The following is a 23,673-nucleotide window of genomic DNA, read 5'->3' as shown; positions in this document are numbered from 1 at the left end:
TCCAGAACCTCGAGCCGGCCTGCGTAGCCAGCTGTTGGGACGTCCAAATCGACGTCCATTTTGCCGTCTGCTCCCACGTAGGCCCTCCGTCTCTCGCGATCGGGGGGATTCTTCGCACATTCACCTCATGCCCCGCACGAGGGGAGCGGCGTGGCGCTTACATCTTCTGGCCATTCATTGAGAAAATCGATAGCATCCGCAGGACTGGCAATCTCTTGCACGATGTGCGCTGCACGCCTTCCGAAAACTGGACTGCTGAAAGTCCCTGAGCTCATTCGTTCCTCCCGACCTGCTGAACCGCTAGTTTGCGTAAACAGGCGCCTGCTCTACACCCGCGCACCATTGCGGAATGTGTTGTCACAGCGATAGCGGTTCAATGGCAATGCAGCGGCGTGATGTCCTCGGTTTACCAGCGGGCCAATCCCTAACATCCTGCTGCGAGAGCGGTTCACCGGATGAATCTACATCGTTTCGACCATTGCGAACCAACGCTTGATAGTTCCTCCCGCGCCACCAGGAAGCGGCCACTGCTCTGCCACCGATTTCACAGCCAAAAAGAGGATGGCGAAACAGAAATAGCCTGCTTCGTTTCGAGATCACTGGTCATTTCGGCGCAAAGCTTACGGCCGAGACGCGCCTGAAAATGCGCAAGGACCGCGGCAGGTCGCCAACAACGGGCGGATCAACGGTCACGACGGCGGATACCGCGCCATAGAATCTCGCTGGGCGAGCATCGCAATAATCATGTCGAGACCTTTGTTGCTTTCAGCGGCGACCGCCACTATGAAGCGACGCTTCGCCGACTGTGTTTCACGCCGCCTGGAGAGTTTCATGACAGAAGAAGCCGAAAAAAACATCGACACCCTCATCGAGCTCACGGCCGATGTCGTCTCAGCCTATGTCTCCAACAATCCGATCCCGGTGGGGGATCTCCCTGCCCTCATCGGCCAAGTGCACGCGGCTCTGAAAGGGACGGCCGGAGGTGTCTCTGCAGAAGAGCCGGTTGCCCTTACGCCTGCAGTCCCGATCAGGAAGTCGGTGACACCGGACTACATCATCTCCCTTGAGGACGGGAAGAAATTCAAATCGCTAAAGCGCCATCTGTCGACCCACTATGGGCTGACGCCGGATGGATATCGGGCCAAATGGGGCCTGCCGGCGGATTATCCCATGGTCGCGCCGAACTACGCCGCGGCGCGCTCGTCATTGGCCAAGACGATGGGGCTCGGCCGCAAACCGAAAGCGCCGGAAGCACCGGAGCCGACGAAGCGAACCCGCAAGAAGGTCGCGGCTTGATTTCGGCAATCGAGATTCGTTCTGGAGCGTTGCAGCCATCGGCTTAATCTGCGCGTCATATAAAAAGGCGGGGCCAACCCCGCCTTCCTTTCAAACAACTTTGTTTCATGAGGAATTCGCGACGCCTGCAGCAATCTGCTGCCCTCAGTTTTTGCTCGCTCCTATCGAGCGGCCGTGAGGACCTCCGGACCTACGCGCCCACTCTTGCCAGGACGCAGGAGAAAATTTCAACCAGCTTTGCTGAGGCTGCCAGCGGAGGACTTGCCGGTGCGGCGATCCTGCTCGATCTCATAGTTGATCTTCTGGCCGTCAGCGAGGGTCGAGAGGCCCGCGCGTTCGACAGCGGAAATGTGGACGAAAACATCCGGACCGCCATTGTCGGGCTGGATAAATCCAAACCCCTTGGTGCTGTTGAACCACTTTACCGTTCCAGTCGGCATATACGTGTTCCTCCTTAACAATTGCAACGTGGCAGGCCATCAGGCCTGCCCGACTCATAGCCGAGACTTGGGCGCAGCAAAAAGCGAAAAATTGTTAAGCCCCGATCAGCTGGCGCACTCCATTTTGGCCGTAGTCGCCAGCAAGCACTGTCCTACACTACCGCTAGAGCATGGCCGGAAGCGCCCGATCCTTCCAACGCTCCTCAGCGCCACGTCTATGGCTGGTGCTTGGAGGCACGGGACGTAAGGCCGACCGCTGCTCGTGCCGCCAGGTCAAAGGCCGGGTAGTTCACGGCGCTACCTTCGTGCATAACGGCTTGGCAAGCGCTTGAAGGAGTTTCGAATTGGATTGTTTCAAGAGGGTCGAGGGGTTGATCGATGCCACCAGCGTGGAAGCGATCGATAACGCGCGCGTTTTGCTGGACCATTCAAGGGCAAGTCAGAAACAATCGCCCAAGCGATCGACCTACTTGATTTCATGACCTTGCTGTTTGTGGTAGAAGTTACCCGCGAGCGGTTCCACAATCCGGCGAGGCGGTTGACGCGTATCAGATTGAGCAGGATCAGGCTGTTACTCACCCGATGCTCTTGACCTAGCTAGGGGACCACGCCGCCAGCGATGCGTTTGCAGCCGCAAAGAAGGCAAAATCTGTTCGCCGGCAAACCGAGCACAGCCAGGCGGTATTTACGCAGATGAATTCGATCGCGACCGCCAAATTCTCCTGTTTGGTACCCAGCCACGACGGCAAGCGCGGACAGCTTCCGTGCTGCTGTCCTCCAGCGACAAACGTGCCTGCATGCCCCCATCCACGGCGAGCTCGACGGTTGTTTCTTACGTTTGACCAAGGTCCCGCGCAAACACTCCCCTTTCCCGCGGCCACTCATCAGGCTCAACGGCCTCGCGGCAGGCGCATTACGCCAGAATCGCGCAACCGCATCGTTTTTTCCCCTCCGAGTCCTACGGTCTTCGTTTTCCAGCGCCTCGCGTATATCGCCCAACTCGCCGATTTTTGGATCAGATCCGTCCTAGCGCACGAGCAGGCTCCGCGCTCGAGTTGGCTGGGCTGCTCACGCCTCTGCCCTTCAGCATCGACCCGGTCTGGCTGTCGAGGACAGGGTTCCGCTGGGGTGACCAACATCTCCATTCTCACCGTCAGTGCAGCGGCCATTCGAAGCGCATCCTGTACCCCTCCCCGGCAGCGCGCCCAATCGTCTTCCGAACGAAGAAGATATTCTCAGCCGCGCGCAAGTCGCGTTCGGCCCTGTCCGACGTCCGACAATGTCGGATGCGCAACATGGCAGAGCCCGATTTGTCCACTGCCTCGAACGGTTTTCTGATCTGGCACGGTGCATGCTTGGTCATCCGCAAGGCGTCGCGGACCAAGGAGAATCCGTCCCATGATCACCTCACCAAGAAATACCGCCGCAGGTCTCCTGGGTCCATCCAAAGATGAGGCTCGAGTAAGGCCTGGCACCATGAAGAGCTTATTCATCTGCCTCGGCGCTGCCCGCCGATCCTCCCACGGGGAGAGACGGGGACGCAGCGCGTTCATCAAAATGAGGAACAAATCACTTTGCCTTGAACCTTGCCTTTCGACCAGCCACCACAACCGGAGCCATCGATCGTCCGCCTGGCTGCGCAACGCGTTCATTGCCACCGCGCTGGCCCTGGTGACGACCGCTCCGGCTCTGGCCGCCACCGCCGGCGGCAAGGTGACGGATTTCCTGCTCGACAACGGCATGGAAGTGGTCGTCATCCCCGATCACCGCGCGCCGATCGTCACTCATATGGTCTGGTACAAGATCGGCAGCGCCGACGAGCCACCCGGCAAATCAGGCCTTGCCCATATCCTCAAGCATCTGATGTTCAAGGCAACGACCAACCACGCCGCCGGCGAGTTCGACCGAGCCGTCTCAGCCATCGGCGGCTACAACAACGCCTTCACCGCCTATGACTACACCACCTTCGTCGAGACGGTGGCGCCCTTGGCGTTGGGTGAGATGATGGGCTTCGAGGCCGATCGCATGTTCAACCTCATCCTCAACGACGATGATATCAAGACCGAGCGCGACGTGATCCTGGAGGAGCGCCGTTGGCGCAGAGAGAACCCGCAGGCTCTGCTGGACGAGGAGGTCAACGCGACGTTGCGGCAGAACCAGCCCTACCGCATTCCGGTCATCGGCTGGATGCAGGAGATGGAGAAGCTGAAAACCGACGCATTCACCATCTACAACAAATACTACCGACCGAACAACGCCGTGCTGGTGGTGGCCGGCGACGTAGAGCCGGAGACGGTGAAGGCGCTGGCCGAGAAGACCTATGGCAAGGTTGTGCGCGGGCCGGACCTGCCCCCGCGCAACCGCCCGGTCGAGCCGGAGCAGAACACCAGGCGCACAGTGACGCTGACCGATGCGCGCGTTTCGGTGCCGAGCTTTTCCACTCAATGGGTGGTGCCGTCCTATCATACGGCAGAGCCCGGCGAGGCCGAGGCGCTCGACCTGCTGGCCGAGATCCTCGGCGGCGGTAACCGCAGCCGGCTATATCAGGAGCTTGTCGTCAAGCAAGGCATAGCCTCGGCGGCCGGCGCCTCCTTCCAGGGCACCATGCTAGACGACACCAATTTCACCATCTCCGGCTCGCCGCGCGGCGATGCAAAGCTCGTCGATCTCGAAGCGGCGGCCGTTGCCGAAGTCGCCCGGATCGCCAAGGATGGCGTGACCAACGACGAGCTGGACAAGGCCAAAGACCGCTATATCCGCTCGGTGATCTTTGCGCACGACGAGCTGGACCACATCGCCAACATTTATGGCAAGACGCTCACCACCGGTGGCAATGTGAAGGACGTGCTCGAGAGGCCGGACCGCGTCCGTAAGGTCACCACCGACGAGGTCAAGGCGGTCGCCGCGCGTTATCTGGTGCTCGACCATTCGACCACGGGCTATCTTTTGCCGCAGCAACAGGCGGGGAATTGATCATGAGCTCCATGGCCATGCGCATGCGCCGCCCGGTCTTCCCTTCACCCCTTGTGGACCTGTTGGGCAGTCATGAGCAAAGCTTGCGGCGGCGGGGTTGCGGCGGTTGTTCGCTTGTTTGCGGGGGATTTGACGTCTTGTTTGGGGTTTCAGGCGGTCGTCCGACCCTGTATGGGCGGAACTCAGGCGCACCTATCCCGCGATAGCGGCCCATCGGCGCATGTTGAAGGCGATCGCCGCCATCGTCACCTGGGCGGTCGCCTTGGCCAGCCCGACATAGCGGATCGTGGTCAGCTTCATGCGGCACTTGAGGGTAGCAAAGGTGGTCTCCACCGCCGCCCGGCGTCTGGCGATCAAGCGATTGTAGTGCTTGAGACGCGCCGGCAGCTGCGGATGATGCTTGTTGGGGCGGCGCGCGATGCGCACCTTCTTGCCTTCGGCCTTGAGCCGGGCGCGGCGGGCATGGGTGTCGTAGGCGGCGTCCGCCCAAACCGTCTTCTCGTCGCCGCAGATCAAGGTGTCAGCCACGACCGTGTCGTTGACGTTGGCTGGGGTGGTGATCACCGTGCGGATCAGGCCAGAGCCCTCATCGACCCCGACATGAGCCTTGTAGCCGAAGGTGAAGCCGCCCTTGCCCTGCCGCGCGGTAATGCGGGCATCTGGATCCTTCGACGGCCGCTCAAGCGTCGGCGGTGACGAGACCGCATTGATCAGCGTGGCATCCAGCATCGTGCCACGCTTCAGGATCACGCCGGCCTTCTCCAACTGCCGGTCCAGTTCGCCAAACAACTTATCGAGCAGACCTTCGCCGACAAGCAGATTGCGAAAGCGCGAAAGCACCGTGTGATCGGGAATGCTCTCCTCCAGCCCGAGCCCGGCAAAGCGCCGGAACGACAGCCGGTCGCCAAGCGCCTCTTCCAACTCACGGTCCGAAAGCCCGTAGAGCGATTGCAACAAAAGCGCCTTGAACAGGACCAGCGGTGGCCAAGCCGCCCGACCCGGACCGCCATCACGCAGCGGGTTGAGCAGTTTCTCAAACCGATACCACTTCACAAGACCCGACAATCGGTCGAGCGGCGAAGTGCCGCCCACAAGCTTGGTGCCTAGAAAAGCCTCCGCCAAGCTCAACTGGCCCGTCTGCTTCACTGCCATCGCGATTCCCTCAGACCGTCCACCTCAGAGAATCACAATCAGCGAATTACGCAACAGGCCCCTTGTGGGAGAAGGGAAGACCTGGCGCGCCTTCGCCACCCTGTTCCTCTCCATCCTCTTCCTCATCGTGCCGGCGCTCGCCGCCCGCGCGATGAATATCCAGGAAGTCAATCGGCAAAGGGCACCACCGCCTGGCTGGTCGAGGATCATACGGTGCCGATCATCGCCATCCGCTTCGTCTTCGACGGCGGTTCCGCGCAGGACCCGGCCGGCAAGGAAGGCCTCGCCAATTTAATGACCGGCCTGTTCCACGAGGGCGCCGGCCATCTCGACAGCGACCCCTTCCAGGTCAAGCTCGACCATGCCGGCGTCGAGATGAGCTTCGGCGCGCAACGCGACGGCATCAATGGGTCGATGCGCATGCTTTCCGAACAACAGGATGCTGCTATCGATCTGCTAAGGCTCGCCGTCAACAGCCCGCGCTTCGACCAGGAGGCGGTCGACCTCATCCGCGCCCAGATTTTCTGCGGCATCATCGCCAACGAGCGCGACCCCGAGACGATCGCCCAGCGCAAATGGCGGCGTGCGATCTACTGGAGGCTTCTGTGAGGTCCGCATGTTCGATGGAGCACACCCGCTGGTCTTCGGACCTCATTGCAAGCCGGATTGAACGAAGCCGCCTGACGCGGTCTGGCGTTATGGGGATTGTAGCCTGTGTCAAGCGAAGTGAGGATTTGACCCCCCTATTGCCTCACCGGAGAATGTTACCGAGCGTGGTGGTGCCGACATGACCCGCGCGATTCGTCCAGTCGTCGTCCAGGAACGATCCGCTCCGCCGCTTCCACGCGCCATGCCTTCACAGCCAGTTGCACTGTCCTCAGGCTCTTCTTCGTAAAGCGCGACGGATCGGCACTCATGAGGCGCTGGAGCACCGTGACGGCCGAGAGTGTCGGCTCGGTATAGCGCGGCGATCTGGGAGAGACCTGCGCGACAACAATCTGGATGAGACTCTCAGAGCGCGGTCACGGGGAAATTATCATGCTGATTGTCGCTGGCAAGGCTTTCGTCGTTTTCTGATTGTCGCTCCGCGACAAGTTGGTGGGCGTTTTTGATTGTCGCGTAGGAGGCAGGCCTGCCGCGCTGACGTTTAGCTTCGATGGCGGATCTGCGCTGGTAGCTTTCGACATTCATCTCGAAGATCGTTGCGTGATGAACAAGCCGGTCGACCGCGGCGAGGGTCATGGCGGGATCCGGAGAGACCCTGTTCCATTCTCCAAAGGGCTGATTGGCGGTGATCATGATGGAACGCCGCTCATATCTTGCGCAGATGAGTTCGAAGAGCACGCTCGTTTCGGCCTGGTCCTTGGTGACGTAGGCCAGATCGTCGAGGATCAGCAGATCGAACTTGTCGAGCTTTGCGATGGCGGATTCGAGCTGCAGCTCACGCCGTGCGACCTGAAGCTTCTGGACGAGATCGGTGGTTCGGGTGAACAGCATGCGCATTTCGCTGATTGTGAGCCGGCATTTCACGCGATGGTGAGCGCTCATTTCATTTGATCGTGAAGCAGCTATTTCACGCGATCATGAGCGGCCGCTTCGACCGACCTGTTTATTGATTCAGGTGTTTGCGGCTGCGCCTCTTCGGGTAGGGTTTGATCCGCCGATACGGCCTTCGATACGTGAGGCGTGTCTCCCAGCCTGCCAGGCCATCCTCAGGCTCGCGGCGAAGCGCTTAAGACCGATGGCGACAGGTTCCTCGGGCTTTGCATTCAGACCGCGACCATCGACCCGCCTTCCAAGGTCTTCCTGTGCCGCACGAATGCCGGCAAACAGCATCACCGGATCCGCAGTTTCCAGCATGGCCTGTAGGCGTTCCTTGTCTGTTTCGGCCACGCCAGGATGGGCCAGCACGCGCTCGACGGGCGGCGCTGGCGGGTGATAGCGCTTGATCACACGGGCGTGGATCCGGGTCTTCTCCCGCAACTTGAAGGACGGCTGGAACAGATTGGCGTAAAGACGCAGTTTCGTGGAGGCGAACGAGCGTTGCCGTCGCCTCTGCACCGACGAATCTTCCGTAGCCTACCAGCCTCCGGACGATGGCGCCGTTCTTCTGCTCGACCCAAGCCTGATCATTCTTCCGACATGCGCGGGAACCGGTCACTTCCAATCCTTGACTTCGACACCAGTAGACCACGACTTCATTCATGAAGGCGCTGTCATTGTCGAAAGACGCCCAGCAGCGGAAAGGGAAACAGCGATCTGGCCCGCTTGATGGCAGCGATCACAAGACCGCTTTCCCAGGTCCGGACCGGCACGCACTCGGTCCAGCCCGTAGCGATATCGGTAAGAACCATCGTCTGCACAAAGCTACCGGACGAGGAGGTGCCGGAATGGGCCACGAAGTCAACCTCGACATGACCAGGCGGCGGGTCGTTCCAGTCCCAGAAGGTGCGATCGGAACCGATCGGCGCACCGCCGAACTCATTCCGGTGCGACGGCGTCCGCCACCGCAACGCGCTCGGCGGCGACAGCGGCGCTTTCGGCATCCGGTTCGAGATTGTTCTGCTGCGATCCGGCCAGCAGCTTGCGGCACAGGTCGAGCTTAGTGGCGCGATTGCCGTTGGCGAGGAAGCCGTAGTGGCGGATGCGATGGAAACCGTCGGGCAATGTGTGCAGGAGAAAGCGACGAATGAACTCGTGCGCGTCGAGCGTCATGACCTTCGACTTGCCGCGATGGCGATAGTCCCGCCAGCGGAACGCGACCCGATCGTCGGCCGTGCTGATCAGTCGGGAGTTGGCGATCGCGACGCGATGGGTGTAGCGGCCGAGATAGGCCAGCACCTGCTTCGGCCCGCCGAAGGGCGGGTTGGCGTAGACGACCCATTGCCGGCGACGAGCCTCCGCAAGCAAGCAGACGAAGGCACCAGGCTTTGCCAGGTAGGCGAGATCGCCGAAGACGCCCAGCCGACCCTGGCGTAGGCCGCTCGGAGTTCCTCCAGAAAGAGACTGCGGAGCGGGCGCGACAGCATGCGTACGGGCAGGAAGAACCCCGGTCGGCAAGCGAACCAACGCCCTCCATCGAAAGAGATGCCGCCGCCCGGCACGATGCAATGGAGGTGGGGATGGTAGGTGAGGTTCTGGCCCCACTGTGCAGCACCGCGATGAGACCGATCCCGGCGCCGAGATGTCTGGGATCTGCGGCGATCGTGCGCAGAGTCTCGGCGGCCGCCTTGAACAGGATCGTGTACACCGCCGTCTTGTTCTGGAGGTGACCGCGGCGATATCGGCCGGCAGCGTGAACACTACCTGGAAATAGGCAACCGGCAGAAGCTCGTCCTGCCGTGCGGCGAGCCATTCCCGGCATGCCTTTCCCTGGCACTCACATGGGCGAACTCGGGTCAACCGGAATGTGTACGGCTTACGGCTTCATGGATTATCTCTTCGTGTTGTTACGGATCCGAAGTTGAGCCTGTCTTTCCAATTCGAGCATTTCTGGCTCGTTGAAACTCACATACGGTCGCCGCCCCGGGGCGGCTGCACCCTTATCCCGCATACGGCGGCTAGGCTCAGGGGGACGTAACCATTCTTAGGAGCGGTTGTTGAGACCATATGCCAGGCCGGTTCGTCCACCTGGATTCGCCGGGGCTGATCAGGCCCCGTCAGATGGCGAAAGGGGTTTGGTTGGCTTCAGATCAGGCCGGCTTTATGATGGCGCCCTCCATAACCACGCCGGCGGTCGCATACTGCCACAGTGCGACCAGCAGTTTACGCGCCAAGTCGACGATCAGCGGCTTACGCAGCCGCCCGCCTCGCCCGCCGTTGCGCTCGACCCGCTGTTGGAACCACTGGCTGAGGGTCGAGTCTGGTTGGTGTCGCAGCCACAGCCAGGCCATCTGCACCATCGTTCCTCTCAGCCGCGGATAGCCCGCTTTTGAGACGCCCTGCTCGTGATCGACAGAACCGCTGTGCCAGGGCGTTGGCGCAAGCCCGGCGTAGGCGGCAAGCTGCCTTCGATTATCGAAGTGACGATAATGACCTTCAGACCAGAGTACGTTGGCGAACTCAGCGCCAAACCTCCTTCAGCTGCAGCAGTCTCACCACCGGCGCGGGTCGTTCGCCTTGGCCCGATCCAACAGCAGATCGTCGCGCACCGCCTCGACCTTTTGCAACTGCTCCAGTATCAGCTCAAGCCGGTCGAGCTCACGCACGACCTGTGCCTTCAGGTGGAAAGGCAAGGCGCGACCATCACCGTTTCCAGGTCCTCGAGCCTGGCGCGTCGATCGCGACGCAGCGGCTCAGTCACCGACGCCCTGGGCGAACAGCAGCCCCTTGATCCGGTTGACGTGCTCCACCCGCTCGGCGATCAGCGTCTTGCGCTCCCGGCAGATTCGGCGGGGGTCGGCGGCTTGACCATGCAGCAGACCCGCGACTCGCCGCGCTTCTAGGCCAGCAAGGTCCGCACCAGGGTCTCGCCGTCGATCTTATCGGTCTTCGCCCGCCGGCGCCGCTGCGACACCAGGATCGAGGCGGCGTCGACCACGTGGCTCTCGATCGCTTCGCCTTGAAGCACCCGATGGATCCAGAAGCCGTCTAGAGTCCAGCCTCCTGGATGACAATAATCCGGAAGCGCTCGCCGGTTCGTGCCCGGGCCTTTTCCTTGAACGTCGCAAACAGCTCCAGGAGTCCCGCAACGTCCTCGCCCCGCAGAGAACGCCTGGACATCTTCTCCCCGCCACCCGGCGACAGTGAGGTGATCAGCCAACTTGATCGAGACAGTTCCATCGAAACAAAGATCGCGCCAAGATCGATGCGGATAGCGGCCTGTTCCGGCCGATTTGCAACCTGTTGCATTGTCGTCTCCAGAATGGTGGGTCTAGCAACGCCATTCTGCCTGAATGCAGGCCGCTATCAGCCCATAGGATCTTGGGACAGTGCCGGTTGCGGCAGGTAATGGGCGACGCCCATTACCTGCCTTATGGGCAGATCTAAATAGATGACCGCAGCTCGACCAACCAGTTTGTAGTAAGGGGCGCCCAACATTCTGGACCGGCAGGTGGGGTTCAGCAGCATCACGTGCCGATATGGCGGCAGATGTCAAAAATGGCCGAACGTGTCAATGCGATTATAATTGCGCATCTAATATCACCAAATGGATCTCGCGTGAATTGCCTTCACGAGCGCCGCCATTCTCAGGGTGAGTATTTCGTTCTATTGGCCGATATGCTCGCCAGCTACAAGAACGGCAACTCTATCCTCTACACTTTGTCGCCAAACTGGCTCGGCAGCCTTCTGAAGCCTGGCACGGACTCGTTGGCTAAACGTGCCCTTCTCGGCAAGCCCAGATGACTGGAACGCGAACACGTAAGCTGCTGACGGCACGAACACTTTCTGATAGCCGAAAGCGGGAATGGCGATATCGACGGTGGCATCGTGCCGTCCGCCTGCGGCTTGGCCTTGGTGAACTTGACCGTGCAGTGCGCGTCGCATTCTTTCCGGGGTAGTTTCGCCGGCTTGTCCTACCAATGTCGTCCTTCCCCTCCTTCGTGTTCCTCTGCTTCGGCGCGGCAATAAGGCTCGAATCCACAATCTGGCCCGACATGGCAATGTAGCCGGCCTCGCGCAGCATCGCATCGAAGCGTTCAAACAAGGCTTTGATCGCTCCGGTCCTCGTAAGCCTTTCCCGAAACACCCAGATCGCGCGCGCATCGGGAACCCGGTCCGAAAGCCCCAGCCCAAGGAACCGCATGAACGACAGCCGGCCATTTGATCAGGAATTCGGTACGTTCGTCCGACAGGTTGTTGACAGTCTGGATGATCAGCACCTTCAGCATCATGACGGGATCGTAGGGCGGGCGCCCACCCTGCGGCCCGCCCGTATAGGCAAGCGCCTTTTCCAGATCTCGCCGGAACGCCTCGAAGTCCACAACCCGCCCATAGGCTTCGAGCTGATCGCCAAGGTCGCTCAACCGCCGAAGCCGATCATCGACATCGAAGAACCCAGGCGCAGTCCCCATCGAAAATCTCCCATCGCCATCAGTACCCGATGGAATCACAATTCGACAGGAACGGCGAGGTTTATAGGAGCGTCCAGCTTTTTGGACGAGAACATTCCGGCTTCAGCATGGGCGACTATTGTTCCGTCGGGAGGGGCCGGTGGGGGCGATGGCGCGGAGTTTCGCGGGACGGCGCGGGTTTCCGGCCGAGCGGCTCGTGCGATGCGATGACGGCGATAGCGGAGCGCTTGTTTCACGACGTATCCCGGTATGGCGGGGGTGTGGTGACGCCGTCGAAGATTTCGATGATGATCATCTGCCCTTGACGACAGGCGGGGCATTGCCTGAGGGAACGCCCGGTGAGGCCCTCGTAAATGCTTCGTGCAGAATTTTCACTGCCACTTTGCTCCGCGCATTTCGATAAAACACGGATGGATTATGACCCATTTGTTTCATGGGCCTTTGCAATTTGATGTCCATATACGGGATCGCGACCTTAACGTTGCGCGGGTTCTACGAACAAAATGTCAGTGATGGGAACAAGTCATGAGTCGTCGTATTGTGATTGTCGGCGGCGGAGTTGTCGGTTGCAGCGTCGCCTGGCACCTGGCGGATGCGGGCGCGGGCGACATTGTATTGCTGGAGCGCGAGCAACTGGGTTCCGGCACAACCTGGCATTCGGCTGGTAACATTACTTGGAGCCCAGCACCCACTCATGACTCAAGTGTGCTCTACGCCTTCGATACAATAGAGAGACTTGAGCGGGAAACCGGGCAAAGCACGGGGTGGCTGAAGACTGGGCGCTTATTTCTCGCTCAAGACGCCGATGCCATACGCAAGTGTGAATCATACCATCGTGAAGCCACAATGCGAGGCATCGCCGGGCGCATGCTCTCGCCCGAGGAAGCCGGTCGCCTGCATCCTCTGCTCGATCCCGCATCGGCTGCGTTCTTCTGGCTCAATCCTCTTTCCGGCCGCGTCAATCCCGCCGATCTTACCGCTGCTTATGCGCGCGGCGCTCGGCAACGCGGGGTTCGCATCGTCGAGAATTGCCGGGCAACCGGACTGGAAATCCGTAGCGGCCGCATTGTCGGTCTTCGCACATCCACTGGCCCCATTGCCGCAGATGCCGTGGTTGTTGCGGGTGGGTTGTGGTCCCGGCTACTGCTGGCGACCAGCGGTATCGCCCTACCACAATGGTCCTGCGAGCATTTCTACGTCATCGCAGACGTAACACCGCGATTAGCCGCATCAACTCCATCCTTCTCGATGTCCGAGCGCCGGATGTACGGTCGCGAGGAGGCGGGCGGCATGCTCGTCGGTTTCTTCGATGAGAACGCCAAGACGATTGATGCAGCCACCCTCCCCGATCCTTTCGCCTTCACCCTGCTTAATCCCGACTGGGACAAGATCGCGCCCTATTTCGAGAGTGCGATGGAGATTTTCCCAGTTTTGGCAGACGCACCCATCCGCCGTTTCATCAATGGCCCCGAATCGTTCACCCCAGATGGTTCACCCTTGATCGGGCCCTGGCCGGATGTCGAAGGACTGTTCCTTTGCACGGCCATGAATTCCGAAGGCGTCACTTGGTCGGCGATGGCGGGACGCCTCACCGCCGAGCTCGTCACCCGTGTCAAGCCGAGCTTCGACACATTTCACTGCGCGCCCGCTCGCTTCGGCAGCCGGGCCGCCGACACCGCTTGGCTTCAGAGCCAGATCTCGCAACATTCGATAAATCCGGCCCAGCGCTTAGACTGATCTGCCAATCTGAAGTGGCTTGGAATTCACTTCGAAACTCTCGATCCTGACTTCCAGTCCACCGATGCGTTCAATGGTACATTAGTTCAGGGGCGCGCTTTATGAAGCATGTAGGGATTCTTGCACATAGTGCCGAAGGCTCCTCACTCTGCTATCTGGCACTTTGTCATGCAGGTGCGTCCAAACTAGGGGACCACCTGCATCCCGATGTAACAATGGACGCGATTTCGATGGGCACTAGCATACCTGAATGGGAACGGGAAAACCTTCCGCTGATAAGAGCGACCCTTGCCAAGTCAGTTGGACGACTAACTGCGGCAGACTGCGACTTCTTTGTTTGTCCTGACAACACTGCTCATCTCGCCCTCGAACTGGATGGTCCTGATTTGGCCTTGCCGGGGCTGCACATCGCGGATGTGGTTATGAAAGAGGCAGTCGAAAGAGGTTATCGGAAGCTCGGGATTCTAGGTACAAAGTGGACAATGGCGAAGCCTATGTACTTCAGGGCTGCACAGAGTAAAGGCCTGACAGCTATAGCCCCTAATGAACCGGATCGAAGTTATATAAACGAAATAATTTTTGCGGAACTTTGCAACGGTATCTTCACTGATGAAGCTCGTAAGGAGCACGTTAGAATCATAGAGGATCTAGCTTCTAGGGGATGCGACGCTGCCGTTCTAGGCTGTACCGAGATTCCGCTTCTCATCTCGCCTGAGCAGGCTCCGCTCCCGACTTTAGATTCAACCCGGTTGCTCGCCAAGTATGCATTAGGCGTTGCACTGGGTGAAAAAAATCTACCGAGTTGGCGTGGGGGTCCTATGTGGCCCTAGTTCTTATTGCGGTTGGTTCTCAGTGCCGCCGAGCGGCCGCGATCTTCTGAAAATTCTCGATGGTCGCTACGGCCGCCCATCTAATCTAAATCTAGGGGTGTTCAGCGAGCACTTGCGCACTTGCCGATGTCCGCGCGCCATGGGAGGGCGACCACCACATCTTCGGCGCCAGGCTCTTTCGCCAGTACCTTGTCGAAATCGGCGTTTGCCAGTTCGCCGCTACTGCATTGCAGCGTGCCGAGCCGTGCCGAGATGTTTGATCCCGGACTTTGATGGGGCATCCTTATCTTCCGAATCAAAGGATGCGCTATGGGCCAGGTTCTGCATGGGAGCGCCACAACGACAGAGGCGGTCCGTCGAGCGATACAGCATAGTCAAGAGAGCCTGAGGACGCTGGCCAGGCGCTACGGGATCAACCAGAAGACGGTTGCGAAGTGGAAGAGGCGCGCTTCGGTCGCCGATCTGCCGACTGGTCCCAAGGAACCGAGATCGACGGTGCTCTCGATTGAGGAAGAGGCGGTCATTGTCGCTTTCCGCCGGTATACGCTGCTGCCGCTCGACGACTGCCTCTATGCGCTTCAGGCGACCATTCCACACCTGACGCGGTCTTCATTGCATCGCTGCCTGCAACGCCATGGCATCGGCCGGCTGCCGGATGTCGAGGGCGACAAACCGACGAAGAGGAAATTTAAGAGCTACCCGATCGGCTACTTCCACATCGACATTGCCGAGGTCAGGACCGAGCAGGGCAAGCTGCACATGTTCGTCGCCATCGACCGCACCTCGAAGTTCGCCTTCGTCGAGTTGCACGAGAAGGCCCCCACAGCCGTATCAAGAGACTTTCTACTGCGGCTGATCGCGGCCGTGCCCTACAAGATCCACACCGTGCTTACCGACAACGGCATCCAGTTCACCCCCCCTGGTGCCGGTGGCTCGGCGGCGCCGCTGATCAAGGAGGCAATCGCCAATGGCGAGATCTTCCGCGCTCACGCCTTCGAATACGCCTGCGCCAGGAACGACATCGAGCACCGCACGACCAAGGCCAGGCATCCGTGGACCAATGGCCAAGTCGAGAGAATGAACCGGACTATCAAGGACGCCACCGTCAAGCGCTTCTACTACGAGAGCCATGACCAACTCCGCACCCATCTCGCCGACTTCGTCGCCGCCTACAACTTCGCTCGCAGGCTCAAGACCCTCAAAGGCCTCACGCCCTACGAGTTCATTTGCAAGGCGTGGGCGTCACAACCGGAACGCTTCAAACTCAATCCGCTCCAGCAAATGCCGGGACCAAACATCTAGTACTACAGTTGCGGATCATTTGATTTTCTGATTCACTTCGACAGGTTATGGAGGGAACCATGTCTGTCGCTTCGTGGTCAGGGTCGTTGTTGGCTTGGGAGCAGGAGCTCACGGCGCTGAAGGCACGGGTTGGGCGGGTGCTTCCTCGTCGTGAGTTGCGGGAGACGGGCGCAGATTTCCTTGACGGCCTTCTTTCCGGCATTGAGCGCAAGACAGGCTGGCTGATGGCCGAGCAGTCCGGAGCGGAGCGGCCGTATCGGATGCAGTCGCTGTTGGGGCGCAGCCACTGGGACGCTGATCGGCTCCGAGACGAGGTTCGCGATTATGTGGTGGAGGCGTTGGGCGATGAGGATGGCGTCCTGATCGTCGACGAGACGGGATTTGTGAAGAAGGGCGATCGTTCCGCCGGTGTCGCGCGTCAGTACTCGGGAACGGCGGGGCGGATCGAGAACAGCCAGATCGGCGTGTTCTTGGCTTACGCGAGCCGCTACGGCCAAGCGCTGGTTGATCGTCGCCTTTATCTGCCGGAAAAAGGATCGGGCGCGATGTGCCAGGGCGTCGATCCCGGAGACGGTCGAGTTTGCAACCAAGCCAAAGATGGCGCGCGCCATGGTCGAGGCGGCGCTCGATGCCGGCGTCCCGTGCGCTTACGTTCTGGGCGACGCTGTCTACGGGGCGGACAGCAGCCTTCGCCGGATGCTGGAAGCTCGCGAGCAGCCCTATGTCTTGGCGGTTCGAGGCGCTCACTTCATGCGCCGGGGAGGGGATCGTCTGTTTGAGGAAACCTCGCCCGAGGAACTGGCCAGCGAGTTCGAGCCCGACGACTGGGTCTGTCATGCGGCAGGTGAAGGCGCCAAAGGGCCTCGGCTCTATGACTGGGCACGCATCCGCCGCCCTTGGACGTCAAAAGGCGGCTTCGAGCATTGGCTTCTCGTCCGCCGCAAGCGATCGACATCCGGAGAAAAAGCCTACTACCTGGTCTTCGCCCCGCCCGGTTCCTCCTTGGCCGAATTGGCGGCAGTGGCCGGCCTGCGCTGGGCGATCGAGGAGTGCTTTGAGCGCGCCAAGGATGATCTCGGACTTGATCATTGCGAGGCTCGGTCCTGGCACGGATGGCATCGCCACATGAGCCTGTGCATGGCCGCCCTGGCATTCCTCTCGAAGCTATCGGCTGATCTTCGCCGCAGCGCATGGAGCAAACCGAACGAAACGAGTCCAAAGGAGCCAATCGCCGCCTGATCCGGATGGCTGCGCTCGTCCCGAGCGTCCCCGAGATCCGCTATCTCCTCGCCCGGATCCTCATCTTCCCACCGACACAAAAGCCCTTCATCATCGCCTGGTCGTTATGGCGACGACGACATCAGGCTGCGGCCACCATCTGTCACTAGAAACGGCATCGGCACCTGCAACTGTAGTACTAGTGACTCACTTCAAAGTGGCTGAGTAAGCACTGCGGGGCGTTGGATCCCACCATCAAGCTCTACGCCCGCGTAAGGTGACGGCATCTCGTCGGTGGTGAAACGCGGGCGAGGTCCGGTTTCTCGGCGAGGTCGAGAATAGGCCGGCTGCGGATTTCACTAAATTGGGACAGCCGTTTCAGTAAATCGCGGACAAGCGTTTCGCTAAGCCGCGGACAACGGAAGCGATCGAGTTCCGGTTGCCTTGTTGCTGTTAGGAGTGATTGATTTCGGTTATTTCGCTGCCGGTCAAGAGCGTCGATGATTTTCGCTTTCGCATGCTGTCGCCTTCGAGCGTTATGCGGTGCGCATTGTGAACGATACGGTCCAGGATCGCATCGGCTAAAGTGACCTCTCCGATCATTTCATGCCAGGCGGCCACAGGAAGTTGAGCCGTGATCAGCGTCGATTTCCGCCGGTATCGCTCCTCGAAGATTTCGAGCAGATCGAGGCGCTGCCTGTCGCTCAGCGTATGCGTTCCCCAATCGTCGAGGATCAGCAGCTGGACGCGAGCGAGTTTATCGATAAGGCGCGGGAAGCGTCCGTCGAGCCTTGCAAGTGCGAGATCCTCGAAGAGCCGTGGCGCCTGTCGTCCGAAGGCGCAGGCAATCCATGTCTTTCCGGTGCCCGTTTGGCCTGTCAGAATCAAGTTCTCGTTTGCCTTCAGCCATGCCCCCTGCGCCAAGGATAAGACGTTCCGGCGATCAAGGCCGCGGTGAGTGCTAAAATCGATGTCTTCGATCGAGGCATTGGCAAAACGCAGCTTTGCTGTTGCCAACCGATTGGTCAGCCGTTTGTCTGTTCTCAGTGCGATCTCGCGGTCGAGCATCAGGCCGAGCCGCTCGTCAAAGCTGAGGTCGTTTCCATGGACCTGCTCGGCAAGCTCGCGATAGGCCGCGACCATTCCGGCAAGGCCGAGCGTGTGCATTTGATCAAGGGTTGGATGTGTCAGCATCTGGGTGTTTTCCTTTCTCATTGATAGTAGGTTTTACCGCGGATATTGCCGTGCGGCGGTGCCGGCTTGACGGCCTCGCTCACGGGCGCAGCTTGGTCGAGACCAGATTTGAGAATGTTGGCGACGGACGAATAGCTCATTGCATTGATGGTCAAGGCACGCTCGCACGCCATTTCCAGGCGATCGGATTTGTAGCGTCGCGCCAAGGAAAGGACGCCCTGCGCGGATCGATAGCCTTGTTCCGGATGCGGGCGGTCACTCAGCAGACGCTCGATAAATATCGCCGTATTGCTCCCGACTTTTGCCGCTTCCTTGCGCAACGTGTGAGGCGTCGTGTTTGCATAGCGCTGGTGGGACTTCGGCATATGCTCATTGACGGTAATATGGCCCGAGCGCTGCGAGCTTCTGATGTGGCTGGCGATCCGCTTATGGTCAAAGAAGATCTCGACCGCCCGGTAGGTCAGTCTCACATCGACCCGCCTGCCGATCAGACCGTGCGGCACGGAGTAGAAGGTCTTGTCGACTTCGACATGATAGTCGGGATGGACCTTGGCGACTTTCCATTCTGCATATTCAAACGGTGTTGCCGGCAGTGGCTTGAGCTGGGTACGTTCGATCTCATCAAACAACGCACGGCGGGATTTGCCATAACGGCGCATGGTCCGGCCGTTGAGGTCTTCGATCAAACTGCTGATCCGGATATTGAGATCAGCAAGGCTGAAGAAGCGTTCATTTCGAAGCCTGGCCAGCACCCACCTCTCGACGATTAAAACTGAACCTTCGGCGGATGGCTTATCCCGAGGACGTTTTGGCCGCGCTGGCAGGATGGTCGTATCGTAGTGCTCGGCGAAGGCGGCGAAGGTCGCATTTAACGTCGGCTCGAACCAAAGAGCCTTGGCAACCGCGGATTTGAGATTGTCGCAGATCGTCCTCTTCGTCGCGCCGCCGAAGTAACTGAAGGCCCGTTGGTTCGCTTCGATCCAATCCGGCAGCTTCTGGCTGAAGCTCGCATAAGAGAACGTCAATTGAGACGCGCTCAGCACCGCGACGTAAATCTGCGCTGCGCGGATCTCTCCTGTCGACGGGTCGACGACGGGGATCGTGTGGCCAGCATAGTCGCACTCCATGGCGACGCCAGCAACGTGCCGGCTGCGATAGCTGGGTTTGACGCGGCTTTCGTATTCGGCAAAACGGCAGCAGAACCAGGTGTAGCCATAGCCGTCCAGATGGCTCTCACGATATTCCTGCCACAGCAGATTGAGCGTCACGCCCTTGCGCTTCAGCTCGCTGGCAATCTTCGGCCAGTCCGGCTCATCGATGTCACGCGGCGGCCGTCCCATCCGGCGAAAGAGCCGTCGCTCCAGAACCTCGTCATCGTCCAGTCCAGGGGGCAGCGGCCAGACCGCAAGTCCGGCTTCCCGTGCCCGCAGCAGATACGTCGATACCGACGTCTTGCTGATCTTCAAACGCTCCGAAACGGCCCGCACAGGGAGTTCCTGCTCGAACGTCAGCCGCAGTATCGATCGGATGTCCTTCACGCTCGAATGTCTCGCTCGCTTCCGTCTCGGCATTGATGTCCTCGCTTCGAATACGAGGGCAAAATGCCAGATCGGCGCTCACGAAAATCGACCTAATTCCGCCGCCTGTTTTGTCCGCGACTTACTGAAATCCCTGTCCCGAACTTACTGAAATCCGTGTCCGCGACTTACTGAATTCCTTGTCCGGGACTTTGCGAAACCCGCAGGCCGGCAGAGCGGACGGTCAAGAAGCTGGGGAAAAGTATGATCGACTGCACGTCTGCTTCGAAGCCGGACGGGTCATGGGCTGTGCCGGCAGGTTCGCGATCTTGGTCACGACTGCATGGTGTGGCGCCCGCCCTGATCCCGAAGCGGCCGGGCGAGCGTGTCAAGACGAACCGGCGGGACGCGGTCACGCTGGCGCGGCTGCACCGAGCGGGCGAGCTGACCGGGGTATGGTTGGCTGACGTGGTCCACGAGGCTGTCTGCGATCTGGTCCGGTCCCGGGAAGGCGCAGCCGACGACCTGCGCCGCAAACGCCAGCAGCTACTCTCTTTCCTTCTGCGCCATGGCCGGATCTACGAGAGCGGCGGTCATTGGACGTTGGCGCACAGGCGCTGGCTTGCCCGCCAGAGCTTCGAGCATACGGCACAGCAGATCGTGTGCCAGGAGAAGATCGACGCGATCGAGGACGCGGCTACGCCGCCTGGACGAGCAGTTGCGCGTCGTCGTGCCAACCTGGTCCATGGCGCGGGTGGTCGAGGCCTATCAGGCAATGCGCGGCGCCTCGTTCCTGGGCGCAGTGACCTTCGCGGCCGAGATCGGGGATGTGCGCCGCTTCGATACGCCGCCGCAGTTGATGGCCTTCCTCGGTCTGGTTCCGGGAGAGCGCTCGACTGGCGACACCGTCCACCGGTCAAGCCTTACGCTCGCCGGCAATCGACGCGCTCGCCGCGCTTTGGTCGAAGCGGCCTGGACTTACCGCTATCCCGCCAGAGTCAGCGAGGCGCTGAGGCTCCGGCTCGAGGGATTGCCGAAGGCTGTCCGCGACATAGCCTGGAAGGCACAAATCAGACTCTGCGCCCGCTATCGTCGCCTCAGCGCCGCCGGCAAGAAGCCGCCGGTGGTCGTGGCCGCGATCGCACGCGAGATGTCCGCCTTCTTGTGGGCTATCGGTCGGGAGGTCGCACCGTCATAGACAGGTCTCGACCAGCCCGCTGCACAGTGCCGGGGGTGGGGCACGGTGGGGAATTCCCGTCGCTAGTTATGTGGCCGAGCCAATGTGCTCGACGCCCGCCCCCTAGATGTTCGGTCCCGGCATTTGCTGGAGCGGATTGAGGGTGAAGCGTTCCGGTTGTGACGCCCACGCCTTGCAGATGAACTCGTAGGGCGTGAGACCCTTGAGGGTCTTGAGTCTACGAGCGAAGTTGTAGGCGGCAACGAAGTCGGCGAGATGGCTGCGTAGCTGGTCATGGCTCTCGTAGTAGAAGCGCTTGACGGTGGCGTCCTTGATGGTCCGGTTCATTCTCTCGACCTGGCCGTTGGTCCACGGATGCCTTGCCTTGGTCGTGCGGTGGTCGATGTCGTTCCTGGCGCAGGCGTATAGCGCATCCTTTGATTCGGAAGGTAAGGATGCCCCATCAAGTCTGGGATCAAACATCTAGACCGAGGACAGCCCCGAGACGAAGACACGGAAGGCGGTACCCAACCCGCGGATGAGAGTCTGAACAACCGTCGTCTCTGAGCTCCACCCCCGGCCCTGTGCAGTTCCAGCCAATCCGACTGCTTTGCACACTCGCGCCAAGCAGCTGTTCCCTCTCGCCTTCAGCCTTGATGCACTCCAAACTGTCCGGGATTCAGCGAAAAGGGTGTCAGGGAATTGCCGAAACACGTGGCCCCGACCTGTGAGTGCGAAGGCCGAATGGCTGAGCTACTCGACCATGATCTGAGACGCGAAACTTTTCGCAACCGGCTTCGCTTGCCCAATGGTTGGAGGCCGGACAAAGTTGTGAAAAAGCAAACAGGCAGAAACGGACGCGAAAAGCCGACGAATTGGATTGACACCGTTTTTTGAGTTGGCACACCTCTTGCTTTTTGAACCGCGACGTTCACCCAGCAACGGAGCCGTTCGATGTCCGTATCGACGATTTCGCTAGAGAGTTATCCCTCGACCAGTTGCTCGCGACGGAACGGGCCTATGCAGGAGACATTATCGGCGCGTTGGAATCTCCTGTCTTCGGCAGCCGGAGTGCGCGGTCACTTAATATGCGCGCTCAGTCCTATGGCGACCCGCTTTTTGCACGGCGAGGCGCAGGCGCACGTTCGCGAGCGACATCGTTTCAAATTTCTGTGCTGGCACGGAACACGTTTCGCGGTCGGCGGGAGAATAGACGTATCCGGTAACGGCAACGAAAATCAGTTTTCGAATAGTACGGGATGAAGTTGAGTCAAGCAAATCGCTAAACCACGTGGTAGGAGAATCGAACATGTCTGATGAATTCACTTATGGCGAAATTTACGCCCCGATCTATGAAGAATACACCACCGTGCAAGGTAAAGTCGCTGAGGTAGACGAGACGGTCGCCTTTCTTGAGCGATATTGCAACGGAGGCAGTGCCCTCGAACTGGGTATAGGCGACGGGCGCGTGGCAGTGCCGTTGAGCGAGCGTGGCGTCAAGGTCGAAGGTATCGATAATTCATGCAGCATGTTGAAACTTCTCGCCAAGCGAACCGATCTAATTAAGGCTTGGCAGGGAGATATTGCCCATTTCAGCTCAGAGCAACGCTACAATTTGGTGTATTGCGTTTATTTCACGTTCCCGTTGCTTTTCACGCGCGAAGCGCAAATAGCTTGCCTCCGATCTGCCGCGGAGACGCTAGATGATGAGGGGTCTTTGGTGATAGAACTGTGGGTGCCAGGCTTGTATCCTCTCGTCACCGGCCAGCAAACTACAAAGGCGCGGCTAGTGGATCATGAGAATACGATCGTCGATGTTTCTGTCCACGATCCACTAAACCAGAACTTGATTTCAACCGTCCTCTGGTTTTCTGGTACATCGGTCAGACGTTTACCGCAACGCGTTCGTTACGTTTACCACCAGGAGCTCGATACCATGGCCGAATGCGCGGGGCTGGAGCTGACGGAGCGGTGGGGAGATTGGTCGAGAGGTGCGTTCACCGAACGATCCCCACGTCACATCTCAGTCTACCGCCGAAGCAGGCCGTAGTTCAGGGACCTTCCGCAGCCAACAAGGCTTAAAATAAGCGTCAATTGCGGATATCGCTTCAGCAATCTTGGGACATCCGCTGTTGGCAGCTCTGGATGCGCTAGCATTGCCTCGTGATGATCGCCTTGCGTGTCAGATACACGGTAAGACCGTATGTCCGTAAGCGCGCTTTTCAGTGCACACTAGGGCGCGCACCGCGGTCCGGCGGGTCTGGATTGTCGCATTGAAGATTGGGGTTTCGAGCGTCAGCTGGTATTTTGGTGCGCACGTTCGCCGAAGTTGAAGGGCAGCAGATCCTCGATGTCGGCGTCGGTTGCTCGCTGGGGTAATTCAGTCAGCACGTGGCCTAGCCAGGCATAGGGATCGACCTCACAGGCACGGCAGGTCAGCACCAGGCTGTAGATGATAGCACTGGCCTTGGCGCCGGCAACGGTGTCACTGAAGAGCCAACTTTTTCTTCCGGTTACAAAAGGTCTGATGTCGCGTAAGAAGGTTGTTATCAGTTGTGTGCGTCAAGTTCTGCAAAATGGCGTGGCATCGCGGTGACGTCGGCGTGTCGGCCGCTCAGCCCCCGTGTTTAGCGGAGCGGCGGACACACGGCGGTGCTCAGGCGGCCAAGGCCGCCCTCAGGCTCTCCTTCTTGTGCTCGCGCAGATGATCCATGTTGAGATAGCGGGTCGCCTCGAGCCAGTTCTCGTGGATCTCCACCGCCAATGCCCGAACCAGCCGCAGACAGCTCCGCGGGTTGGGGAAGATGCGAACGACCAGGGTGC

14 protein-coding genes and 10 pseudogenes are annotated in these 23,673 nt (G+C 59.8%); 9 read left to right on the top strand and 15 right to left on the bottom strand.

All coding sequences use genetic code 11. From position 1 onward, the window contains the following. The first annotated feature begins 831 nt into the window (after positions 1-831). Positions 832-1,296: a Ros/MucR family transcriptional regulator gene (locus tag NKI19_RS31445; protein WP_352567522.1), complete on the top strand. Its 465-nt coding sequence runs from the start codon at positions 832-834 to the stop codon at positions 1,294-1,296. 227 nt (positions 1,297-1,523) lie between these two features. On the opposite strand, the gene NKI19_RS31440 is transcribed toward NKI19_RS31445, so the two are convergent. Beyond that, positions 1,524-1,736, bottom strand: coding sequence for a cold-shock protein (locus tag NKI19_RS31440; RefSeq protein ID WP_023679670.1), 213 nt, complete (start codon positions 1,734-1,736; stop codon positions 1,524-1,526). 1,557 nt (positions 1,737-3,293) lie between these two features. Between NKI19_RS31440 and NKI19_RS31435 the strand changes: the two genes are divergently transcribed. After that, a complete protein-coding gene (locus NKI19_RS31435) occupies positions 3,294-4,709 on the top strand; it encodes a M16 family metallopeptidase (protein ID WP_352567521.1) in 1,416 nt (471 codons plus the stop codon). A gap of 192 nt (positions 4,710-4,901) precedes the next feature. Here the strand turns inward: NKI19_RS31435 and NKI19_RS31430 are convergent, their stop codons facing one another. Further along, positions 4,902-5,861, bottom strand: a complete 960-nt coding sequence (locus NKI19_RS31430; protein ID WP_352567520.1) for an IS5 family transposase — start codon at positions 5,859-5,861, stop codon at positions 4,902-4,904. A gap of 151 nt (positions 5,862-6,012) precedes the next feature. Here NKI19_RS31430 and NKI19_RS31425 point away from each other — a divergent pair. After that, a pseudogene (locus NKI19_RS31425) lies at positions 6,013-6,455 on the top strand (M16 family metallopeptidase); the annotation flags it as partial. A 170-nt stretch (positions 6,456-6,625) separates the two neighbouring features. Here NKI19_RS31425 and NKI19_RS32960 read toward each other — a convergent pair. The 7 genes and pseudogenes from NKI19_RS32960 to NKI19_RS32955 form a co-directional block, all read right to left on the bottom strand. After that, positions 6,626-6,778, bottom strand: a complete 153-nt coding sequence (locus tag NKI19_RS32960; RefSeq protein WP_502899368.1) for a hypothetical protein — start codon at positions 6,776-6,778, stop codon at positions 6,626-6,628. A 94-nt stretch (positions 6,779-6,872) separates the two neighbouring features. Continuing rightward, positions 6,873-7,361 (bottom strand): annotated as a pseudogene (locus NKI19_RS31420) (ATP-binding protein); the annotation flags it as partial. A gap of 117 nt (positions 7,362-7,478) precedes the next feature. Further along, positions 7,479-7,922: a hypothetical protein gene (locus tag NKI19_RS31415; protein WP_352567519.1), complete on the bottom strand. Its 444-nt coding sequence runs from the start codon at positions 7,920-7,922 to the stop codon at positions 7,479-7,481. A 513-nt stretch (positions 7,923-8,435) separates the two neighbouring features. After that, positions 8,436-9,257, bottom strand: a pseudogene (locus NKI19_RS31410) (IS91 family transposase); the annotation flags it as partial. A gap of 296 nt (positions 9,258-9,553) precedes the next feature. Further along, a pseudogene (locus NKI19_RS31405) lies at positions 9,554-10,712 on the bottom strand (IS110 family RNA-guided transposase). Between the two features lie 537 nt (positions 10,713-11,249). Next, positions 11,250-11,875 (bottom strand): annotated as a pseudogene (locus NKI19_RS31400) (transposase); the annotation flags it as partial. A 232-nt stretch (positions 11,876-12,107) separates the two neighbouring features. Then, positions 12,108-12,236: pseudogene (locus NKI19_RS32955) on the bottom strand (IS91 family transposase); the annotation flags it as partial. 164 nt (positions 12,237-12,400) lie between these two features. Between NKI19_RS32955 and NKI19_RS31395 the strand changes: the two are divergent. Further along, positions 12,401-13,612: an NAD(P)/FAD-dependent oxidoreductase gene (locus NKI19_RS31395; protein ID WP_352567518.1), complete on the top strand. Its 1,212-nt coding sequence runs from the start codon at positions 12,401-12,403 to the stop codon at positions 13,610-13,612. A 101-nt stretch (positions 13,613-13,713) separates the two neighbouring features. Beyond that, on the top strand, positions 13,714-14,442 hold the full coding sequence (locus tag NKI19_RS31390; RefSeq protein ID WP_352567517.1) for an aspartate/glutamate racemase family protein: 729 nt from the start codon (positions 13,714-13,716) through the stop codon (positions 14,440-14,442). Positions 14,443-14,543: 101 nt separating this feature from the next. Here NKI19_RS31390 and NKI19_RS31385 read toward each other — a convergent pair whose 3' ends face one another. Then, positions 14,544-14,723 (bottom strand): hypothetical protein, encoded by a 180-nt coding sequence (locus tag NKI19_RS31385; RefSeq protein WP_352951276.1) that lies wholly within the window; start codon positions 14,721-14,723, stop codon positions 14,544-14,546. 28 nt (positions 14,724-14,751) lie between these two features. On the opposite strand from NKI19_RS31385, the gene NKI19_RS31380 reads away from it, so the two are divergent. Together NKI19_RS31380 and NKI19_RS31375 are read left to right on the top strand one after the other, a co-directional pair. Beyond that, positions 14,752-15,744 (top strand): IS481 family transposase, encoded by a 993-nt coding sequence (locus tag NKI19_RS31380; protein ID WP_352567516.1) that lies wholly within the window; start codon positions 14,752-14,754, stop codon positions 15,742-15,744. A gap of 59 nt (positions 15,745-15,803) precedes the next feature. Continuing rightward, positions 15,804-16,983, top strand: a pseudogene (locus tag NKI19_RS31375) (IS701 family transposase). Between the two features lie 432 nt (positions 16,984-17,415). Here the strand turns inward: NKI19_RS31375 and istB are convergent. Next, positions 17,416-18,156: an IS21-like element helper ATPase IstB gene (gene istB / locus NKI19_RS31370; protein WP_352567515.1), complete on the bottom strand. Its 741-nt coding sequence runs from the start codon at positions 18,154-18,156 to the stop codon at positions 17,416-17,418. Between the two features lie 17 nt (positions 18,157-18,173). Then, complete coding sequence (istA, locus tag NKI19_RS31365) at positions 18,174-19,727, bottom strand: IS21 family transposase (RefSeq protein WP_352567514.1); 1,554 nt, start codon at positions 19,725-19,727, stop codon at positions 18,174-18,176. Positions 19,728-19,968: 241 nt separating this feature from the next. On the opposite strand from istA, the pseudogene NKI19_RS31360 reads away from it, so the two are divergent. Continuing rightward, positions 19,969-20,871 (top strand): annotated as a pseudogene (locus tag NKI19_RS31360) (IS110 family RNA-guided transposase); the annotation flags it as partial. 102 nt (positions 20,872-20,973) lie between these two features. Here NKI19_RS31360 and NKI19_RS31355 read toward each other — a convergent pair. Next, positions 20,974-21,270: pseudogene (locus tag NKI19_RS31355) on the bottom strand (integrase core domain-containing protein); the annotation flags it as partial. An 889-nt stretch (positions 21,271-22,159) separates the two neighbouring features. Here NKI19_RS31355 and NKI19_RS31350 point away from each other — a divergent pair. Continuing rightward, positions 22,160-22,900 carry a methyltransferase domain-containing protein gene (locus NKI19_RS31350; protein WP_352567513.1) on the top strand — a complete coding sequence of 247 codons (741 nt, stop codon included), beginning with the start codon at positions 22,160-22,162 and terminating at the stop codon, positions 22,898-22,900. A 245-nt stretch (positions 22,901-23,145) separates the two neighbouring features. Here the strand turns inward: NKI19_RS31350 and NKI19_RS31345 are convergent. Both NKI19_RS31345 and NKI19_RS31340 read right to left on the bottom strand, forming a co-directional pair. Beyond that, positions 23,146-23,401 (bottom strand): annotated as a pseudogene (locus tag NKI19_RS31345) (transposase domain-containing protein); the annotation flags it as partial. Between the two features lie 105 nt (positions 23,402-23,506). After that, a partial coding sequence (locus NKI19_RS31340; RefSeq protein ID WP_352951277.1) for a transposase occupies positions 23,507-23,673 on the bottom strand: 167 nt, incomplete at its 5' end.

The organism is Mesorhizobium sp. M0751 (assembly GCF_040320265.1).
Lineage (GTDB): Bacteria > Pseudomonadota > Alphaproteobacteria > Rhizobiales > Rhizobiaceae > Mesorhizobium.
This window is presented reverse-complemented; position numbering and strand designations above follow the sequence as displayed.